A 17,140-nucleotide genomic window follows, 5' to 3' on the forward strand; every position below is an offset into this window, starting at 1 on the left:
GAGTGTCCGATGTCCCCGCCGCTCAACCGTATAAATAGCGACGAACGCCTGCCCGCGCAGGTGGACGTCGTCGTCATTGGCGGCGGCGTCATCGGCGTCTCGGCGGCCTATCATCTGGCGAAGAAGGGGCTTTCCGTTGCGGTGGTCGAGAAAGGGCATGTCGGCGGCGAGCAGTCGAGCCGCAATTGGGGCTGGTGTCGTCAGCAGGGCCGCGCCCGTGAGGAGATTCCGCTCGCACGCGAAGCGTTGCTTCTGTGGGAAGACATGCAGAACGACGCCGGCGTCGATGCCGGCTTCCGCCGCACCGGCGTGCTGTTCCTGACCAAGAGCAAGGACGAGCTTGCGAGCTGGGAGCGCTGGGCGGCGGTCGCGCGCGAGATGCAGGTTCACTCGACCGTGCTGACGCCGGCCGAGGTCGCCGAGCGCATGCCGGGCAATACCGACAAATGGGTCGGCGGCCTGCACACGCCGAGCGACGGCCGCGCCGAGCCGTCGATGGCCGTGCCGGCGCTGGCGACGGCGGCGCGAAAACATGGCGTCACCATTCACCAGGGCTGCGCTGCGCGCGGGCTGGAGACACAAGGAGGAAGGGTCAGCGCCGTCGTCACCGAGAAGGGCACCATCCGCACGCAAGCCGTGCTGCTGTCGGGCGGCGCATGGTCGTCGCTGTTCTGCCGTCGTCATGGCATCGAGCTGCCGATCGGCCTCGTCAACGCCACCGCATGCCGGACCACGCCAGCGCCGGAGATCACCTCGGGCGCGCTCGGTACCGATCTCTATTGCATCCGCCGACGTCTCGATGGCGGCTTCACGCTGGCGCTGCGCAACCGCGGCACGGTGGAGCTGTCGCCCGACCTGTTCCGCTACGCCCGCACGTTCTGGCCGACCTATCTGCATCGCAAGAACGGACTGAAGCTCTCGTTCGGCAAGTCGTTCTTCGACCAGGTCATGCGCGGCACCAGCTGGAGCCTTGACAAGCCGTCGCCGTTCGAGACCGAGCGCGTGCGCGATCCCGAGCCCGACATGTCGCTGGTCAATGCCGCGCTGGCGTCGTTGATCAAGGCGAATCCGGAATTGAAGGACATCGAGATCGCGGAGGCCTGGGGCGGGACCATCGACTGCACACCCGACACGATCCCCGTGATCTCGCCGGTCGATGCGCTGCCCGGCTTCTTCCTCGCGACCGGCTTCTCCGGTCATGGTTTCGGCATCGGCCCTGCGGCCGGCAAGCTTGCCGCCGACATCGTGACCGGCGCGACGCCGCTGGTCGATCCCGCCGCCTACAGCCACAAGCGCATGATCGACGGCCGGCGGCTCGCGCCGGTCAGCCCGTTCTGAGGGCGGCATGACGGTTCTCTACAAGGCCAACATGGTACGCGGTGCAGAGTGGGCGACGTTCTTCGCCGAGCGCGCGCCTGACATGCCGTTCCGGCTGTGGCCCGACATCGGTGATCCCGCAACGGTGCGCTATCTCGTGGCTTGGCAGCCGCCGGACGATATCGCGGCGGCGTTCCCCAATCTCGAGCTGGTGTTCTCGGTCGGCGCCGGCGTCGATCAGTTCGACATCACAAAACTTCCGCCGCATGTTCCGCTGGTCCGCATGATGGAGCCCGGTATCACCGAGCGCATGGTCGAATATGCCTGCATGTCGGTGCTCGCGCTGCATCGCGATCTCGTGCAGTTCATCGGCCAGCAGCGCGATCAGGTCTGGCGCGAGCTCTCCGTGACGCACACGAGCGAACGGCGTGTCGGTGTGATGGGACTTGGTCTGCTCGGCCAAGCCGTGCTCGAGCGGCTCAAATCGTTCGATTTTCCGCTGGTCGGCTGGAACCGTTCGCCACGCAGCATCGCGGGCGTCACCTGTTATGCGGGTGCGGACGCCCTGCCGGATTTCCTGGGGCAGACCGACATTCTCGTCTGCCTGCTGCCGCTGACATCGGAAACGCACGGAATCCTCAACGCAAAATTGTTCGCGCGTCTGCCCCGCGGCGCGCGGCTGCTCAATGTCGGGCGCGGCGGGCATCTGGTCGAGGCCGACCTGATCGCGGCACTGGATGGCGGCGTGCTGTCAGCCGCCGTGCTCGACGTTGCCGAACCTGAGCCGCTGCCCGCGGGCCATCCGTTCTGGAGCCATCCGCGCATTCTTTTGACCCCGCACATCGCCAGCACGACGAAGCCGGAAACGGCCGTCGACTACGTGCTCGACACTATCGCGCGCCACCGCCGCGGCGAGCCCCTGCCGGGGCGTGTCGACCGTGATCGCGGCTATTAGGGTCCTTGCATGAGCATCGGCGCAAACGCACCTGACCAAGTCGTTGCCGAAGCTCCGGCGCCCGTGCTGTCGGTTGCGGGCCTCACCACGTCGTTCATGCGCGAGCGGCAATGGATCCCGGTCGTTCGCAACGTCTCCTTCGAGATCGCGCCCCGCGAAACCGTCGCGATCGTCGGCGAGTCCGGTTCGGGCAAGAGTGTCACCGCGCTCTCGATCATGCGGCTCATTCCCAAGGAGAGCGGTCAGAGCGAGGGCAGTATCATGCTTTCCGGCCGCGATCTGCTGACGCTACCCGAAGCGAGCATGAAGGACATCCGCGGCAACGATGTCGCGTTGATCTTCCAGGAGCCGATGACGAGCCTCAATCCGGTGCTCACCATCGGCTTCCAGATCGCGGAAGCGTTGACCCAGCATCGCGGCCTGTCGCGCGCGGCTGCGGAAGCCGAGACCATCCGCCTGCTCGACCGCGTCCGTATCCCCGGGGCAAAATCGCGCTTCCACGAGCATCCGCATCGTTTCTCCGGCGGCATGCGCCAGCGCGTGATGATCGCGATGGCGCTGGCCTGCAAGCCGAAACTCCTGATCGCGGACGAGCCGACAACCGCGCTCGACGTCACCATCCAGGCCCAGATCCTGCAACTGTTGAAGGAGCTTCAACAGGAGGAGGGAATGTCGATCCTCTTCATCACCCACGACATGGGCGTGGTCGCGGAGATCGCGGATCGCACCGTGGTGATGTATGGCGGGCAGGCGGTGGAGACCGACGCGACGTCGCGCATCTTCGCTGCACCCTCGCATCCCTATACGCGCGCGCTGCTCGCGGCCGTGCCGCGGCTCGGCTCGATGGACGGCCGGACGCGGCCGATGCGCTTTCCGATCGTCGACAAGGTCACGGGCACCTCGGACGAGCCGGCGGAGACGCCCGACACGGTGTCGAGCGCCGAGCGTCCGCTGTTAGAGGTGTCAAATCTCACCACGCGCTTTTCGATCCGCTCGGGCCTGTTCGGCAAGGTCTCGGGCCGTGTGCACGCGGTCGAGAACATCTCCTTCACCTTGCGCGGCGGCGAGACGCTGGCGCTGGTCGGCGAATCCGGCTGCGGCAAGTCGACCACGGGACGCTCGATCCTCAAGCTGACCGAGCCCGACGCCGGCACGGTCCTGATCGACGGCCAGAACGTGCTCGCCATGAACGGCCGCACCTTGCGCGATTTCCGCAAGCACATGCAGATCGTGTTCCAGGATCCGTTCGCGAGCCTCAATCCGCGGATGTCGGTGGGAACGGCGATTGCTGCGCCGCTGCTGGCCAATGGTCTCGCGACAGCGTCGCAGGCGCGCGACAAGGTCGCCGACCTCCTCGAGCGCGTCGGTCTCACCGCCGACATGGCCGCGCGTTTTCCGCACGAATTCTCCGGTGGCCAGCGCCAGCGCATCTGCATCGCGCGCGCACTCGCGCTCGGGCCAAAACTGATCGTCGCGGACGAGGCGGTCTCCGCGCTCGACGTCTCGGTCAAGGCGCAGGTCGTCAATCTGATGCTCGACCTGCAGGCCAGCATGGGGCTGGCCTATCTCTTCATTTCCCACGACATCGCGGTGGTCGAGCGGATGAGCCATCGGGTCGCGGTGATGTATCTCGGCGAGATCGTCGAGATCGGCCCGCGTGCTGCTCTGTTCGGCAACCCGCAGCATCCCTACACCAGGAAGCTGATGGCGGCCGTTCCCGTGCCAGATCCGTCACGCCGCGGCACCAGGCGCGACGTCGCCAATGACGAGATCAGAAGTCCGGTGCGCGCGGCCGACTACCAGCCGCCGGCCCGGCAATATCGTGAAGTCTCGCCGGGCCACGTCGTCCAGGCCTGGGGCGAGGAGTGGTCGGCCTGACGCGCGCAGGGTGCGGTGCGCTTTCGGTGACGCGGCCGAACCCATGAGTTGACGTGCGCGAAACAGGCAAGCGTGGATAGGTCTGACGTCGGCGAAACGCGGGACAGCTTGTGAACTAACCGCGCCTTTCAGCTTCCGCTCCTGCGCTCCCGAGTATCGCGACAATGCAGACCTGTCCTCCGGAAATTGTGACCAGATCGAACGACAAGGAACTGCGGTATGTGAACTGCCTCATATTCCATCACTCTCTTTTCGAGCTATCACGCCCGCAAGAAATTGCCGCACCCGGACCCAACTGACAGACACGGGTGAGATGCAATGCCTGCGAAGCCGCGTGCTCGCAGCTTTGGATTGGCCCTCGTCTTGCTCACGAGCAAGTCAGCCCCATCACTCAGCACAGATTTTTCAGAAATTGGAATCAAGGGAATCGCAAAACGCGTCCACGAGGCTGCCCTCTATTCAGGGGCGGCCGGTAGGTCGCTTATTACCTGAGGAGTTCCCCAATGAAGATAAGCAACGCAGTTTCCAGCGCATTATCCGTAACAGGATACGTCGGCAATCTTCGGATTGCTCGTTCTGACCTGATCAAAGCGGCCCATCTTCTTGAAAGAATTGGGCTCGCAGCCATCGGGGCATCTTGTGGCCTCTATGTGGGTGCGACCTTGTTGCGTCAGAGAGGTGGACTGTTTGAAAGCGGCTGGATCGTGCTGCTAATGATGCTCTACGGAGCTCTTAGCTGTTATGTCGGAATTGATTTGTCTGGCAGCGTCGCGCGGAAGTCGATTTCGAGCATCTCGGAAGAGTGGAATGGTTCCGAGGTGGCAGAGATCATGAGCGCCGCAGGAACGTTCGGCGCTGCGATGGCAGCAACTCTCTCCGTCAGCATCCTTGTCCTTGATCAAAACCTGCCCAATGGCCTGATAGGCTTTGTTGCCGGCTCTTGGGTGGTTGGCTCTTCGCTTCAAGTTGCGGCGGGCACGATGGCTCGTACCCGCGGAGTCCCCATGGACAAGGAATGATGATGTGCTCACGGAAGACATCTGTTTGGACGCTAGTGTTTGGCTTCGGCTTCAGTCTGAAAGCGAGTAGCTGGCGATCTTTCGCAACCTCAGTAGTCAAACGTTTGCGTGCCGGCGATTTTAGTGGTGCAACCGTTCGCATCGAGCACTATCCATGGAAGTGGTATCGGCACTGAGCAGCCTAATTTGTCGCACGACAAACAAGGCGTGCCATCGTGGTCACGTTGGGATATCGTCCCCGCGCCGTGGTCCAAAATTCTGCGAAACCGCCAACCACACGATCGGTGGGAGCCAATGCAGATTGCGGAGTGGCTCGAGAACCTTGGACTTGGACAATACGCGGAGCGTTTTGCCCAAAATGGGATCGACGTGGACGTCCTTCCCGAACTGATGAGCGAGGACTTCGATAAGCTCGGAGTCCTGCTCGGCCATCGCCGTAAAATGCTGCGTGCTATTGCTGACCTCGATCCGGCCGCGTTGATCGCATCGCCGGCTCCTCCTCCTCAGGACGCCGAGCGGCGCCACCTCACCGTTATGTTTTGCGATCTGGTCGGCTCGACTGCACTCTCGGCGCGTCTCGATCCCGAGGATATGTGGGAGGTGATCCGGGCCTACCGCGCCGCCTGTGCGAGCGTCATTGCTGCCTATGACGGCAAGATAGTCAGGTTCGTCGGTGACGGAATACTCGTCTATTTCGGCTATCCCCGCGCCCACGAGGATGATGCGGAGCGCGCAGTGCGAGCGGGCCTGGACGCCATCTCAGCGATTAGTCGGCTCAAAACAGGCGCCGACGAGCGGGTTGAACTGCGGATCGCAATCGCGACCGGGCTTGTGGTGGTCGGCGACCTCATCAGCGGCGATGCGTCAGAAGAGCACGCAACGGTCGGCGATACACCAAACCTCGCTGCCCGGCTCCAGAGCCTGGCGGAACCGGGGGCGGTCGTCGTTGCGTCGTCGACGCGACGGCTGCTTGGCGACCTCTTCACTTTTCGCAATCTCGGCCGCCGCGAGGTCAAGGGGATATCCGAACCCATCGCGGTCTGGGCGGTCGAGGGGGCGGGCGCATCGGAGAGCCGGTTCGAGGCGGTCCGTGCGGCCCGCTCGATCGGCTTTGTCGGCCGCAAGGAGGAGATTGAATTCACGCTCTCGCGCCAGCGGCTCGCATGGCAGGGGCAAGGCCAGATGGTGTTGATTTCTGGCGAAGCGGGCATCGGCAAGTCGCGCATTGTCGCAACGCTGTCCGAAAGTCCCGCCTTGGGGGCGCACCGCCGGGTGCGGTATCAGTGTTCGCCCTACCACACCAACAGCGCGCTTCATCCCTTTGTCGCGCAGATCGAGCGTGCCGCCGGCATCTGCTCGCACGATACGCCCAGGCAAAAGCTCGACAAGCTTGAGACAATGCTGGCGCTTGGAACACAGCAGGTCGCCCCAGCTACACCCCTCATTGCGGCTCTCCTTTCGATTCCAACCAGCGACCATTGTCCACCGCTCGGTTTGAGTCCAGCGCAGCAGCGACGACAGACATTTGCCGTCCTTCTCGATCAGCTTGAGGGGCTGGCGCGAGAGCAACCCCTGCTGGTTGTCTGCGAGGATATGCATTGGGCCGATGCCACGACGCTTGAACTGTTCGATCTCGGGGTCGACCGGATCAGGGGACTCCCGATACTCGTGCTCATGACGGCCCGGCCGGAGTTCGAGCCTTCCTGGTCGGGCCTTGCCAACGTCAGCTTGGTGCGGCTCGACCGGCTCGATCGGCGGGACACGCGCGCGCTGGTCGAGGAGGTGACCGTTGGTCGCCATCTGCCACGCGAAATGATGAAGCAGATCATCGACAGGACGGATGGCATCCCGCTATTCGTCGAGGAACTGACAAAGATGGTGCTGGAGTCCGGACTGCTCGTCGAAGATGCCGGGCGCTATCGCCTCGGTCGTCCGCTCCCGCCGCTCGCTATTCCGGCGACGCTGCAGGATTCTCTGATGGCGCGGCTCGACCGGCTGGCTCCAGTCAAGGAGGTGGCGCAGATAGGCGCCGCTATCGGTCGCGAGTTCTCATACCCGCTGCTGAGATATGTGGCGGGACGCGATGATTTGACGCTCAGCGCTGCGCTAGAGCAACTCGGAGAGGCCGGACTGCTGGTGCGTCGCGGGGCTCCTCCCGAAGCAGACTATAGTTTCAAGCACGCTCTCGTTCAGGAAGCGGCTTACGAGAGCCTGCTTAAGAGCAAACGGCAGGTGCTTCACGCGCGTATCGGCGATGTCCTGCGTGAGAAGTTTCCGATCGTCGCCGAGACTGAACCTGAAATTATAGCACACCACTTCACGGAAGCCGGGCTGAGCGAAACCGCCATCGAGTGGTGGCGCAAGGCGGGCCAGCAGGCGTTGAAACGTTCGGCCTATTCCGAAGCGATTGCACATTTTGGCAAGGCGATTGCCACCGCCGATGAATTGCCCGATGAGCCTGGCCGGTTGATGAGCAGGCTGCATCTTCAAATCGCATATGGCCGCGCATTACGAGGCAGTCTCGGGCACAGCGCCCCGGAAACGGTGGCCGCATGGACGCGCGCCCGACGGATCGCAGCCGACATCAACGATCCGGTTGAACTTGCGCCAGTCCATTCGGGCCTCTTCAATGCCTGCCTGACACACGGCGAGTTCGCTCCGATGCGGGAGTTGGCGGATTCCATCATGAGCGCCGCTGACCGACGACCGCACTCGCCAGTGGCCGCCGTCGTCGCGCATTGGACGGGTGGAGTCACCTGCTGGTTCGGGGGTGACTACTTGAACGCGAGAGCGCATCTTGAGCAGGCACTCGATATCTATGGTGCCGAGCCGGATCCCGCGACGTTCAGGGCCTCGGCGCTGGATCTCCCGTTCGTGATCATGAGGTTTCTTGCCCTGGTGCTTTGGCCGCTTGGCGAAATCGCTCGCGCACGCCGCCTCGCCGCTGAAGGGGTGAGCGCTTCGGGCGAAAAGCGGGCGCTTTCCCAGGCCAATGCGCTTGTCCATCGAGCCGTGTTCGACGGACTATGCGGGGGCATGTTGCAGCAAACAGAGACGATTCTGGCGCTCGGTCTCGCTCGCGACCATACGATGCCGCTGTATGTGGCCGCCGGCACCTACCTGCATGGCCTGGCCAAGTGGCGCGCCGGCGATCGAACGGCCGGACTGACGGACATGCGTCGCGGCTGGGCCTTGCTGCACGAGAATGACTGCTATCTCTGTGAACCGTTTTGGGGGATGCATGTCGCGATGGCGAACGCGGAGTCCGGCCAACTCGAAAACGGGCTGGAAATCTTGAGCGAATTGATCACATCCGCAGGGCAATCCGGCCAGCATTGGCTTGATGCCGAGCTGCATCGTGTCCAGGGGGAGCTCTTGTTGCGTCACGACTCTGCGGCCGATTCCATGGCTGAAAATGCCCTCAATCGCGCGCTGGAGATCGCTCGACACCAACAGGCGAGGACTTTTGAGCTGCGCAGCGCCCTTGGACTTGCGCGCCTGCACAAGAAGAATGGCCGGGTGGGCGCAGTGTCCGTGGCGCTGGCTCCCGTGCTCGCTGGATTCGATGCGGAGCGAGATCTTCCAGAAGTTATTGAAGCGAGGGAACTGCTCGAGAGGGAGCCTTAGCTACGTGCCGTTTCTCCAGCTGGCCGTGGCAAGAGAGGCATCTCGATCGTTCCGCCCGCATCTTCGAAGCTCGACGCCCAATTGCCTATTGGGTTCGCAGCGCGACGCGAGGGCGAGGGAATGCAGCCTCACGAATTCACGTGCACGAAGTCCCGCAGCAGTGGATAGATCTCGTTATTCCAGCGCTTGCCGGAGAACACGCCGTAATGGCCGACGCCGGCCTGCATGTGATGGACACGGCGATAGGCGCGGACGCCGGTGCAGAGGTCCTGCGCTGCGAGCGTCTGGCCGATCGAGCAGATGTCGTCCTTCTCGCCCTCGACCGTCATCAGCCCCATCCGGCCGACGGCCCTGGTGTCCACGGGACGGCCGCGATGCATCAGCTTGCCCAGCGGCAGCAGATGCTCCTGGAATACGTCGCGCACCGTCTCGATGTAGAACTCGGCCGGCAGGTCCATCACCGCAAAGTATTCGTCATAGAAGGTCTTGATGCTCGCCGCCTTCTCCTTCTCGCCCTTGGCGATGTGGTTGGCGAGATCCACGTGCTGCTTGATGTGGCGCTCGAGGTTCATCGAGACGAAGGCGGTGAGCTGCACGAAGCCGGGGTAGACTTTGCGAAGCGCGCCTTGGCACTGCACCGGCACGTAGTTGATCAGGTTCTGCTCGAACCATTCGATCGGCTTGCTCTTGGCGAAGTCGTTGACCTTGGTCGGCTGGATGCGCGTGTCGATCGGCCCCGCCATCAGCGTCAGCGTCGCAGGCCGCGACGGATGATTGCCCTCGCACATGATCGCGGCGGCCGCGAGTGCCGACACCGACGGCTGGCAGATCGCGACCATATGCGGGCGCGGGCCCAATTGTCCGAGGAAGTCGATCAGATGCTCGGTGTAGTCGTCGAGCCCGAAGCGGCCTTCGCTGCGCGGAATGTCGCGCGGATTGTGCCAGTCGGTGATGTAGACGTCGTGGTCCTGCAGCAGCGTCTTCACCGTGCCGCGCAGCAGCGTGGCGAAATGGCCGGACATCGGCGCCACCAGCAGCATGCGCGGCTGTTCGCCCACGCCTTCTTTCTTGAAATGCAGAAGCGAGCCGAACGGGGTGGCGTAGGCGATTTCCTCGGTTACGGCGACCTCGCGGTTGCCGACCATGACGCTGTCGATGCCATAGGCTGGGCGGTGATAGGTCAGGGTCGAGCGCGAGATCAGCTCCAGCGCCGCCGACAGCCGGCCGACGACCTGGTCGGATAGACCCTGCGGCACCAGATTGAGATATTTGAGCGCGGACGAGGCGCCCGCCCGCCACGGCGCCGTCAGGTCCATCTGGTTCTGAAAAGCCTGATAATACATCGACATCATACTGAAGCGCCCACCTGTCCGATGGTGCCATGCAATATCGGAGCCAGAAGCGCGTTGGGCCGCCCTTAAAACTGGCACGTCGCTTGCTGCTCATTTCGCAGGAAGCACAGGTGACGGGCGCGCCCAGGCTGGGCGGCGTGCAAGTCACTGCAAGTCAAAGGCGTGAGGGAAAGGCCCTATGGCGAAGGCGACACTGACCATCAGCAGCAAGAACTACTCATCCTGGTCGCTGCGTGGCTGGCTGCTGACGAAGTTTTCCGGGCTCGATTTCGAGGAGATCGTCACCGCGCCGGACGATGCATCGGCGCGCGCCGAAATCCTGCTGCTGTCGTCCTCGATCCTGGTGCCCTGCCTGCGCCACGACGGCGCCACCGTCTGGGATACGCTGGCGATTGCCGAATATCTCAACGAGGCGATGCCGGACGCCGGACTGTTGCCCGCCGATCGCGTCCAGCGCGCGCATTGCCGCTCGATCTGCGGAGAAATCCATTCCGGCTTCACCACGCTGCGCGCCTCGCTTCCGGTCAATCTGAAAGGGCATTTTCCCGGCTTCAAGATCTGGTCGCGCGCGCAGGCCGACATCGACCGGGTCTGGTTCATCTGGCGAGACTGCCTGGCGAAATCCGGCGGCCCATTCCTGTTCGGCGAGACCCGCACCGTGGCGGATGCGATGTACGCCCCCGTGGTGACGCGCTTCGTCACCTATGACGTCAAGCTCGAGCCGCGGCTCAAGGCCTATGCCGACACCATCATGGCGATGCCCGAGATGAAGGAATGGATCGCGGCCGCGAAGGAAGAGCCGGCCGAGATCGAGGAGCTCGAGGTCGAATATTAGGCAGACGCTGCACCGCTCTGCCTGTTTCCGGGGCGGCGACGGACTGCGCCCCAGCCGCCCCCTATGTCCTTGTCAATATTAACTTTTGGCGCCGGCAATTGGCGAGGGGCAGCGGTCACGTCGCGCAGATATTGTGCGCCATAGCGGGGCCTTGTCGACATCTAGCCGTGAACAGCCGCGTACAGCGCCAAACGGCTGATTCGGACGTGATTCGTTCGGGCCGCGTTCCGTTCGTTAAGGCTGAGCGCGGCCCCGTTGCATTTTGAGACAGACGAGTGCTGTCAGGCCACGCCGGAATGCTTTAAGCGCGGCACGCGCCAGCCGATGACGGTGGCTTCCACCGGGACGCCGGCCGCGTCGTTCTGCCAGCGGCCCTCGACATAGCGGCAGGCGAACGGCAGTTGATACGTTCCGCTGTGGTCCTCGCACAGCACTTCGACCGGCAGGCCAGCTGGCGGCTCGCCGGCACCGTCGAATTCCGCCAGACGTCTATCGCGCGTTGCCATTCCAAAAATCTCCCCTAATCAAAGCCGCGGAAAGAGCGCCCACTTCTTACGCGCGCGGTTCACTGCTCCCCGTCCGAGGGAACAACCAAGCTCAACGCGAGAATGCGGTACGAGTGTGGTAGCTTCGGGGAGGCGCGCTCAATCGGCGCACATTGCCGTGATTAATTTGATGAGGAACCGGAATGCCGCGCACGCTCGCCGCCGTTTGTTTCGCCATGTTAGCGCTCGTCGCGCATGCGCCGGCGCACGCGCAGGACGTCCCTGGCATCGAGATCTGCACGGTCGAGAAGACCATGGAGCGGCGCACGAGCTGTCTCCAGAGCAATGTCGATTTTCTCCAGAAGACCATCACCAGGCTCAATCTCGATCACCAGCAAAAAGTCGATGCCGCCAACCGTCAGATCGACGCGCTAAAGGTGACGCTCATAGGCCTCCAGAAGACCATCGGCGATCTCCAGGCGGCCCAAGTGAAGCAGGCCGACGATCTGAAGAAGAAGCAGGACGCGCCGCCGCCGAAGGATGCGAAGTAGGTGGTGTCGTGTCCCGGACGCGGCGCGGCATGAAATGACGCGACGCAGAGCCGGGACCCAGGGACCACGAGATCGCGGCAATATGGGCCCCGGCTTAGCAGCGCACCACGCCGCGAAGCGCGGCGCGTTGCACTGCATCCGGAGCACGCGAGCAATCCTGATCAAGCGGAGCGCAATAAGCACGCGCATCATCGCCACGCTTCGAACGAGAGTCGTAACCATGAACCCAGCCCAGCGCGCGCTCTGGTACATCGAGAGCCATCTGGCCGAGCCGATGACGCTCGACGAGATTGCTGCGATCGGGGGCGTGTCGCGGTTCCACATGGTGCGTGCGTTTGCCGCAGCAGTCGGCCTGCCGGTGATGCGCTACGTGCGCGCACGGCGGCTGAGTGAGGCGGCGCGCAACCTTGCCAAGGGCGCGCCGAATATTCTGTCGCTGGCGCTGGAGGCGGATTACGGCTCGCACGAAGCATTCACCCGCGCGTTCCGCGACCAGTTCGGCACCACGCCCGAAGCGGTACGGGCGACGACATGCGTCAACCATCTCACACTTCAGGAGCCGATCCTCATGGAGTCCACCATGCTCGACAATCTCAAAGCCCCGCGTTTCGAAACTGCAAAGGCCTTCCTCGTCGCCGGCCTCGCCGAGCGCATCACCTGCGACAACGGCGCCATCATTCCTGGGCTGTGGCAGCGTTTCCATCAGGAGGTCGCCGGCATTCCCGCGCGCGTCGGGAGCGTCGCCTACGGCGTGTGCTGCAACGGCGACGATGCCGGCAATTTCGATTACATCGCCGGCGTCGAGGTTGCCGACTTCTCCGATCTGCCGCGCGGGCTCGGCCGCATCCGCATCCCCGAGCAGCGCTATGCGGTGTTCACCCACACCGACCACGTCGCCTCGATCCGCCGCACCGTCAACACGATCTGGAATCAGTGGCTGCCGGCCTCGGGCCTGAAGGCCGCGGACGCGCCGAACTTCGAGCGGTACGATGAGAAGTTCGATCCCGTGACCGGCAACGGCGGCTTCGAGATTTGGGTGCCCGTAAGAGAGTAGTGCTGCAACGCTGGCATACCATCCCGCTTGCTTGGCAAGGGGGACCTACTTTGTCATAACCGCTGGCAAAACTTGCCAGCGGGGCCCGTGCCGGACATCCCGAGCAAGCCATAACAAGCAGCCGGGAGGGTCCCCCAATGTCCAACGTCCGTGTTCTCGCCACCGACCTCGAATTTCCAGAAGGGCCGGTCGTGATGCCTGATGGTTCGGTGGTGCTGGTGGAAATCCGCGGCCAGCGCCTGACCCGCGTTTATCCCGACGGCCGTAAGGAGATCGTGGCCAAGGTGCCGGGCGGTCCGAACGGTGCGGCCCTCGGCCCCGACGGCAAGATCTACATCTGCAACAATGGCGGCTTCTCCTGGATCCCGACCCGCAACATGATCATGCCGGGACCGCAGCCGGACGATTATCTCGGCGGCTCGATCCAGCGCGTCGATCTGCAATCCGGCAAGGTCGAGGCCGTCGTGACCAAATGCGGCGAGCACGATCTGCGCGGGCCGAACGATCTCGTGTTCGACAAGCATGGCGGCCTGTGGTTCTCCGACCTCGGCAAGCGTCGCGCCCGCGAGATGGATGTCGGCGGCATGTACTATCTCAAGCCCGGCATGAGGGAGATCGTCGAGGTCGTGCACGGCGTGCTGCCGGCCAATGGCATTGGTCTCTCGCCGGACGAAAACACTGTCTACATCGCGGAGACGCCCACGGGCCGGCTCTGGGCCTATGAGCTCTCCGCGCCCGGCACGCTGAAGCCGCGCGAGGTGATCTACCGTGGCGAACGGGGCAACCCGATTTGCGGCCTCGGCGGCTACCAGATGTTCGACTCGCTCGCGGTGGAGGCCAACGGCAATGTCTGCGTCGCTACGCTTGTCTCCGGCTGCATCTCGGTGATCGCGCCGGATGGCACCCTGGTCGAGCAGGTCCCGACCGGCGACCGCGTCACCACCAACATCGCCTTCGGCGGCCCCGGGCTCAAGACCGCCTACATCACGCTATCAGGGAAAGGCGAGCTGGTCGCCATGGATTGGCCGCGCGGCGGTTTGCCGTTGAATTTTTTGAATAAGTGAGCCAAGCCGTCATTGCGAGGAGCGAAGCGACGAAGCAATCCAGGCTGCCTCCGCCGTAACATTCTGGATTGCTTCGCTTCGCTCGCAATGACGTAAGGAGACAACCTCAATGCCCTGGCCTGATCCCATCACCCTGCGTGGACAGCACGCCCGTCTCGAGCCGCTGTCGAAGGAGCATCGCGAGGGGCTGGTGGAGGCCGTGAAGGACGGCGAGCTCCACACGATCTGGTACACCGCGATCCCGACACCGGAGAACGTGGCCAAGGAGATCGACCGCCGCCTCGGCCTCCAGGCCGCGGGCTCGATGCTGCCGTTCACCGTGTTCGACGCCGCCGGCAAGATTGTCGGCCAGACCACCTACATGAACATCGATGCTACCAACCGCCGCGTCGAGATCGGCTCGACCTGGTATGGCAAGAGCGCGCAGCGCGGCCCGCTCAACACGCAGTGCAAGCTGCTGCTGCTGACTCATGCCTTCGAGACCCTGAACTGCATCGCGGTCGAATTCCGCACGCATTTCTTCAACCACCAGAGCCGCCGCGCCATCGAGCGCCTCGGCGCCAAGCAGGACGGCATTCTGCGCAGCCACCAGGTCGCGCCAAACGGCACGCTGCGCGACACCGTCGTGTATAGCATTACCGCGGCCGAATGGCCGACGGTGCGCACGCATTTGAATTATCAACTCAACGACAAGCCGCGCTGAGCGGCCGAGGCACTATGGATAGATTTGATTACGTGATTATCGGCGCGGGCTCCGCCGGCTGCGTCCTCACCAGCCGGCTCAGCGAAGATCCCGCCACCAGCGTCTGCGTGCTGGAGGCGGGCCCCAGCGACTGGCATCCGTACATCCATCTGCCGGCGGGTTTCATCAAGACCTTCCACATGAAGAGCATCAACTGGGCCTACCAGCAGGAGGTCGGGCCCTACACCGGCGGGCGCAGCATCTACGCGCCGCGCGGCAAGACGCTCGGCGGCTCGTCCTCGATCAACGGCCATATCTACAATCGCGGCCAGCGCATGGATTTCGACACCTGGGCGCAGATGGGTAATCGCGGCTGGGGCTATGCCGACGTGCTGCCCTATTTCCGGCGGCTCGAGAAGCGGGTCGGCGAGGGCGAGGACATCTATCGCGGGCGCGACGGCAAGCTCACGGTCACCACGATGGAGTGGCGCGATCCGCTCTGCGAAGCCTTCATGGAAGGAGCGGTCTCGCTCGGCATCCCCCGCAACCCCGATTACAACGGCGCGAAGCAGGAAGGCGTCTCCTACTGCCAGCGCACCATCGACAGGGGCCTGCGCGTCTCCGGCTCGACCGCGTTCCTCAAGCCCGCGATGAAGCGGCCGAACGTGCATGTGCACACGCATGCGCACGCCACCGAGATCATCTTTGAAGGCAAGCGTGCCGTCGGCGTGCGCTACATGAAGGGCGGCCATGGCGGCACGCCGGTCGAGGTGCGCGCCAACAAGGAAGTGATCCTCTCCGGCGGCACTTACAATTCGCCGCAGCTGCTGCAGCTCTCCGGCGTCGGCTCGCCGGAGCTGCTCGGCGCTCACGGCATCCAGGTGCGCCACGCGCTGCCGGTCGGCGAAGGCTTGCAGGACCATTACGCCCCGCGCACGGTGGCGCGCGTCAAGGACATCAGGACCATCAACGAGCTTCGTCGTGGCTTCTCGCTGTGGATCGAGGCGCTGAAATGGGCGACCGCGCGCCGCGGCCTGCTCTCGCTGTCGCCGACCATGGTCTATTGCTTCTGGCACTCCGGCGAGAGCGCCGACTCGTCCGACTTGCAGCTCACCTTCACGCCGGCGAGCTACAAGGAAGGCGTGCAGGGCCAGCTCGAGGACGAGCCCGGCATGACGGTGGCCTCCTGGCAGCAGCGTCCCGAGAGCCGCGGCTATGTCCGCATCCGCTCGAGCGATCCGTTTGCGCCGCCGATCATCCAGACCAACTATCTCGACGCCGAGCTGGACCGCCGTGTCATCGTCGGCGGCATGAAGCTCGCGCGGCGCCTGCTGAAATCCGCGCCGCTGTCGCCCTATTACGCCTACGAGGATTTCCCCGGCCCGAACATCAACACCGACGACGAGTTCCTGGCCGCCGCCACCGAACGCGGCACCACCACCTTCCACCCCGGCTGCACCTGCCGCATGGGCCCGGCGGATTCGACCTGGGCGGTGGTCGACGACCAGCTTCGCGTCCACGGCCTCGAAGGCTTGCGCGTGATCGATGCCTCCGTGATGCCGCGCATGATCTCGGCGAACCTGAATGCGTCCACGATGATGATCGCGGATCGTGCCTCGGACCTGATCCGCGGCAAAGTGCCGATGGAAGCCGCCCGCGTGCCGGATGCAGCGGTGGCGTGAGCTGCGTAGGGTGGGTTTAGCCTCGCGGTTGCGCGAAGCGGAGTCCGCGCGGCGTAACCCACCACTTCTCTCGATGCGGAAACCAAAGAGGTGGGTTACGCTGACGCCAACCCCCTACGAACTGAAGGCGTCGTGGTCATTGACGCTGTGCAATTTCCTATTGCGCTACATGCGCACAGCGGACCGTGGGTGCGAGGTCAGCACCCGGCCTTCCCTGCGCCCTCTTTCATGAGGGTGTAACGGAGAGAGCATAGCTCGGGCGGAATATGCCGCGAGGATGCGAGCGTGTGTCTGCGATTCAAAGTGCGAACCGGAGGAGCGAAACAGTTGCCTCATACTCCGTCATTGCGAGCGCAGCGAAGCAATCCAGACTGTAACCGCGGAAAGACTCTGGATTGCTTCGCTGCGCTCGCAATGACGAATGGAGAGAGCGGCGAGCTCAAATCTCTCACCGTCACCGTGAGGTGGCCGCTTTTTCAGCGGCCCTCGAAGGGCGACGGCCCGGCTGTGTCATCTCGGCCGTTCATCCTTCGAGGCTTGTTCAGCGGCGCATGCGCCGCCGAATGCGCGCCTCAGGATGACGGGACTGGCTGCGTCAGCATCGCAAGCCTGCCCGTCCCCATCCTCCCAATCACAACC

At 63.9% G+C, this 17,140-nt stretch carries 13 protein-coding genes; 11 read left to right on the forward strand and 2 right to left on the reverse strand.

The window, feature by feature from the left end; genetic code table 11:
• The first annotated feature begins 9 nt into the window (after positions 1 to 9).
• The 5 genes from ABID59_RS33490 (at position 10) to ABID59_RS33510 (ending at position 8,796) form a co-directional block, all read left to right on the forward strand.
• Positions 10 to 1,338, forward strand: a complete 1,329-nt coding sequence (locus tag ABID59_RS33490; protein WP_354086195.1) for an NAD(P)/FAD-dependent oxidoreductase — start codon at positions 10 to 12, stop codon at positions 1,336 to 1,338.
• Between the two features lie 7 nt (positions 1,339 to 1,345).
• Positions 1,346 to 2,272: a 2-hydroxyacid dehydrogenase gene (locus tag ABID59_RS33495; RefSeq protein ID WP_354086196.1), complete on the forward strand. Its 927-nt coding sequence runs from the start codon at positions 1,346 to 1,348 to the stop codon at positions 2,270 to 2,272.
• A gap of 9 nt (positions 2,273 to 2,281) precedes the next feature.
• Positions 2,282 to 4,150, forward strand: coding sequence for an ABC transporter ATP-binding protein (locus ABID59_RS33500; RefSeq protein WP_354086197.1), 1,869 nt, complete (start codon positions 2,282 to 2,284; stop codon positions 4,148 to 4,150).
• 503 nt (positions 4,151 to 4,653) lie between these two features.
• Positions 4,654 to 5,169 carry a hypothetical protein gene (locus ABID59_RS33505; RefSeq protein ID WP_148754614.1) on the forward strand — a complete coding sequence of 172 codons (516 nt, stop codon included), beginning with the start codon at positions 4,654 to 4,656 and terminating at the stop codon, positions 5,167 to 5,169.
• A 258-nt stretch (positions 5,170 to 5,427) separates the two neighbouring features.
• On the forward strand, positions 5,428 to 8,796 hold the full coding sequence (locus ABID59_RS33510) for an adenylate/guanylate cyclase domain-containing protein (RefSeq protein WP_354086231.1): 3,369 nt from the start codon (positions 5,428 to 5,430) through the stop codon (positions 8,794 to 8,796).
• A gap of 128 nt (positions 8,797 to 8,924) precedes the next feature.
• Here ABID59_RS33510 and ABID59_RS33515 read toward each other — a convergent pair whose 3' ends face one another.
• Positions 8,925 to 10,148, reverse strand: a complete 1,224-nt coding sequence (locus ABID59_RS33515) for a polyhydroxyalkanoate depolymerase (RefSeq protein ID WP_354086198.1) — start codon at positions 10,146 to 10,148, stop codon at positions 8,925 to 8,927.
• Positions 10,149 to 10,326: 178 nt separating this feature from the next.
• On the opposite strand from ABID59_RS33515, the gene ABID59_RS33520 reads away from it, so the two are divergent.
• Positions 10,327 to 10,983 carry a glutathione S-transferase family protein gene (locus tag ABID59_RS33520; RefSeq protein WP_354086199.1) on the forward strand — a complete coding sequence of 219 codons (657 nt, stop codon included), beginning with the start codon at positions 10,327 to 10,329 and terminating at the stop codon, positions 10,981 to 10,983.
• Positions 10,984 to 11,264: 281 nt separating this feature from the next.
• Here ABID59_RS33520 and ABID59_RS33525 read toward each other — a convergent pair whose 3' ends face one another.
• On the reverse strand, positions 11,265 to 11,489 hold the full coding sequence (locus tag ABID59_RS33525) for a hypothetical protein (protein WP_148754610.1): 225 nt from the start codon (positions 11,487 to 11,489) through the stop codon (positions 11,265 to 11,267).
• 182 nt (positions 11,490 to 11,671) lie between these two features.
• Between ABID59_RS33525 and ABID59_RS33530 the strand changes: the two genes are divergently transcribed.
• From ABID59_RS33530 to ABID59_RS33550, 5 genes are all read left to right on the forward strand, one after another.
• Positions 11,672 to 12,019 carry a hypothetical protein gene (locus ABID59_RS33530; protein ID WP_148754609.1) on the forward strand — a complete coding sequence of 116 codons (348 nt, stop codon included), beginning with the start codon at positions 11,672 to 11,674 and terminating at the stop codon, positions 12,017 to 12,019.
• A gap of 220 nt (positions 12,020 to 12,239) precedes the next feature.
• Positions 12,240 to 13,073 (forward strand): GyrI-like domain-containing protein, encoded by an 834-nt coding sequence (locus tag ABID59_RS33535; RefSeq protein WP_354086200.1) that lies wholly within the window; start codon positions 12,240 to 12,242, stop codon positions 13,071 to 13,073.
• A gap of 137 nt (positions 13,074 to 13,210) precedes the next feature.
• Positions 13,211 to 14,137: an SMP-30/gluconolactonase/LRE family protein gene (locus ABID59_RS33540; RefSeq protein ID WP_354086201.1), complete on the forward strand. Its 927-nt coding sequence runs from the start codon at positions 13,211 to 13,213 to the stop codon at positions 14,135 to 14,137.
• A gap of 109 nt (positions 14,138 to 14,246) precedes the next feature.
• Entirely contained in the window at positions 14,247 to 14,840 is a 594-nt protein-coding gene (locus ABID59_RS33545) for a GNAT family N-acetyltransferase (RefSeq protein WP_148754607.1), read from the forward strand.
• 14 nt (positions 14,841 to 14,854) lie between these two features.
• Complete coding sequence (locus ABID59_RS33550) at positions 14,855 to 16,501, forward strand: GMC family oxidoreductase (protein WP_354086202.1); 1,647 nt, start codon at positions 14,855 to 14,857, stop codon at positions 16,499 to 16,501.
• Positions 16,502 to 17,140: the final 639 nt, after the last annotated feature.

Source organism: Bradyrhizobium sp. S3.3.6, assembly GCF_040546905.1.
GTDB classification, from domain to species: domain Bacteria; phylum Pseudomonadota; class Alphaproteobacteria; order Rhizobiales; family Xanthobacteraceae; genus Bradyrhizobium; species Bradyrhizobium cytisi.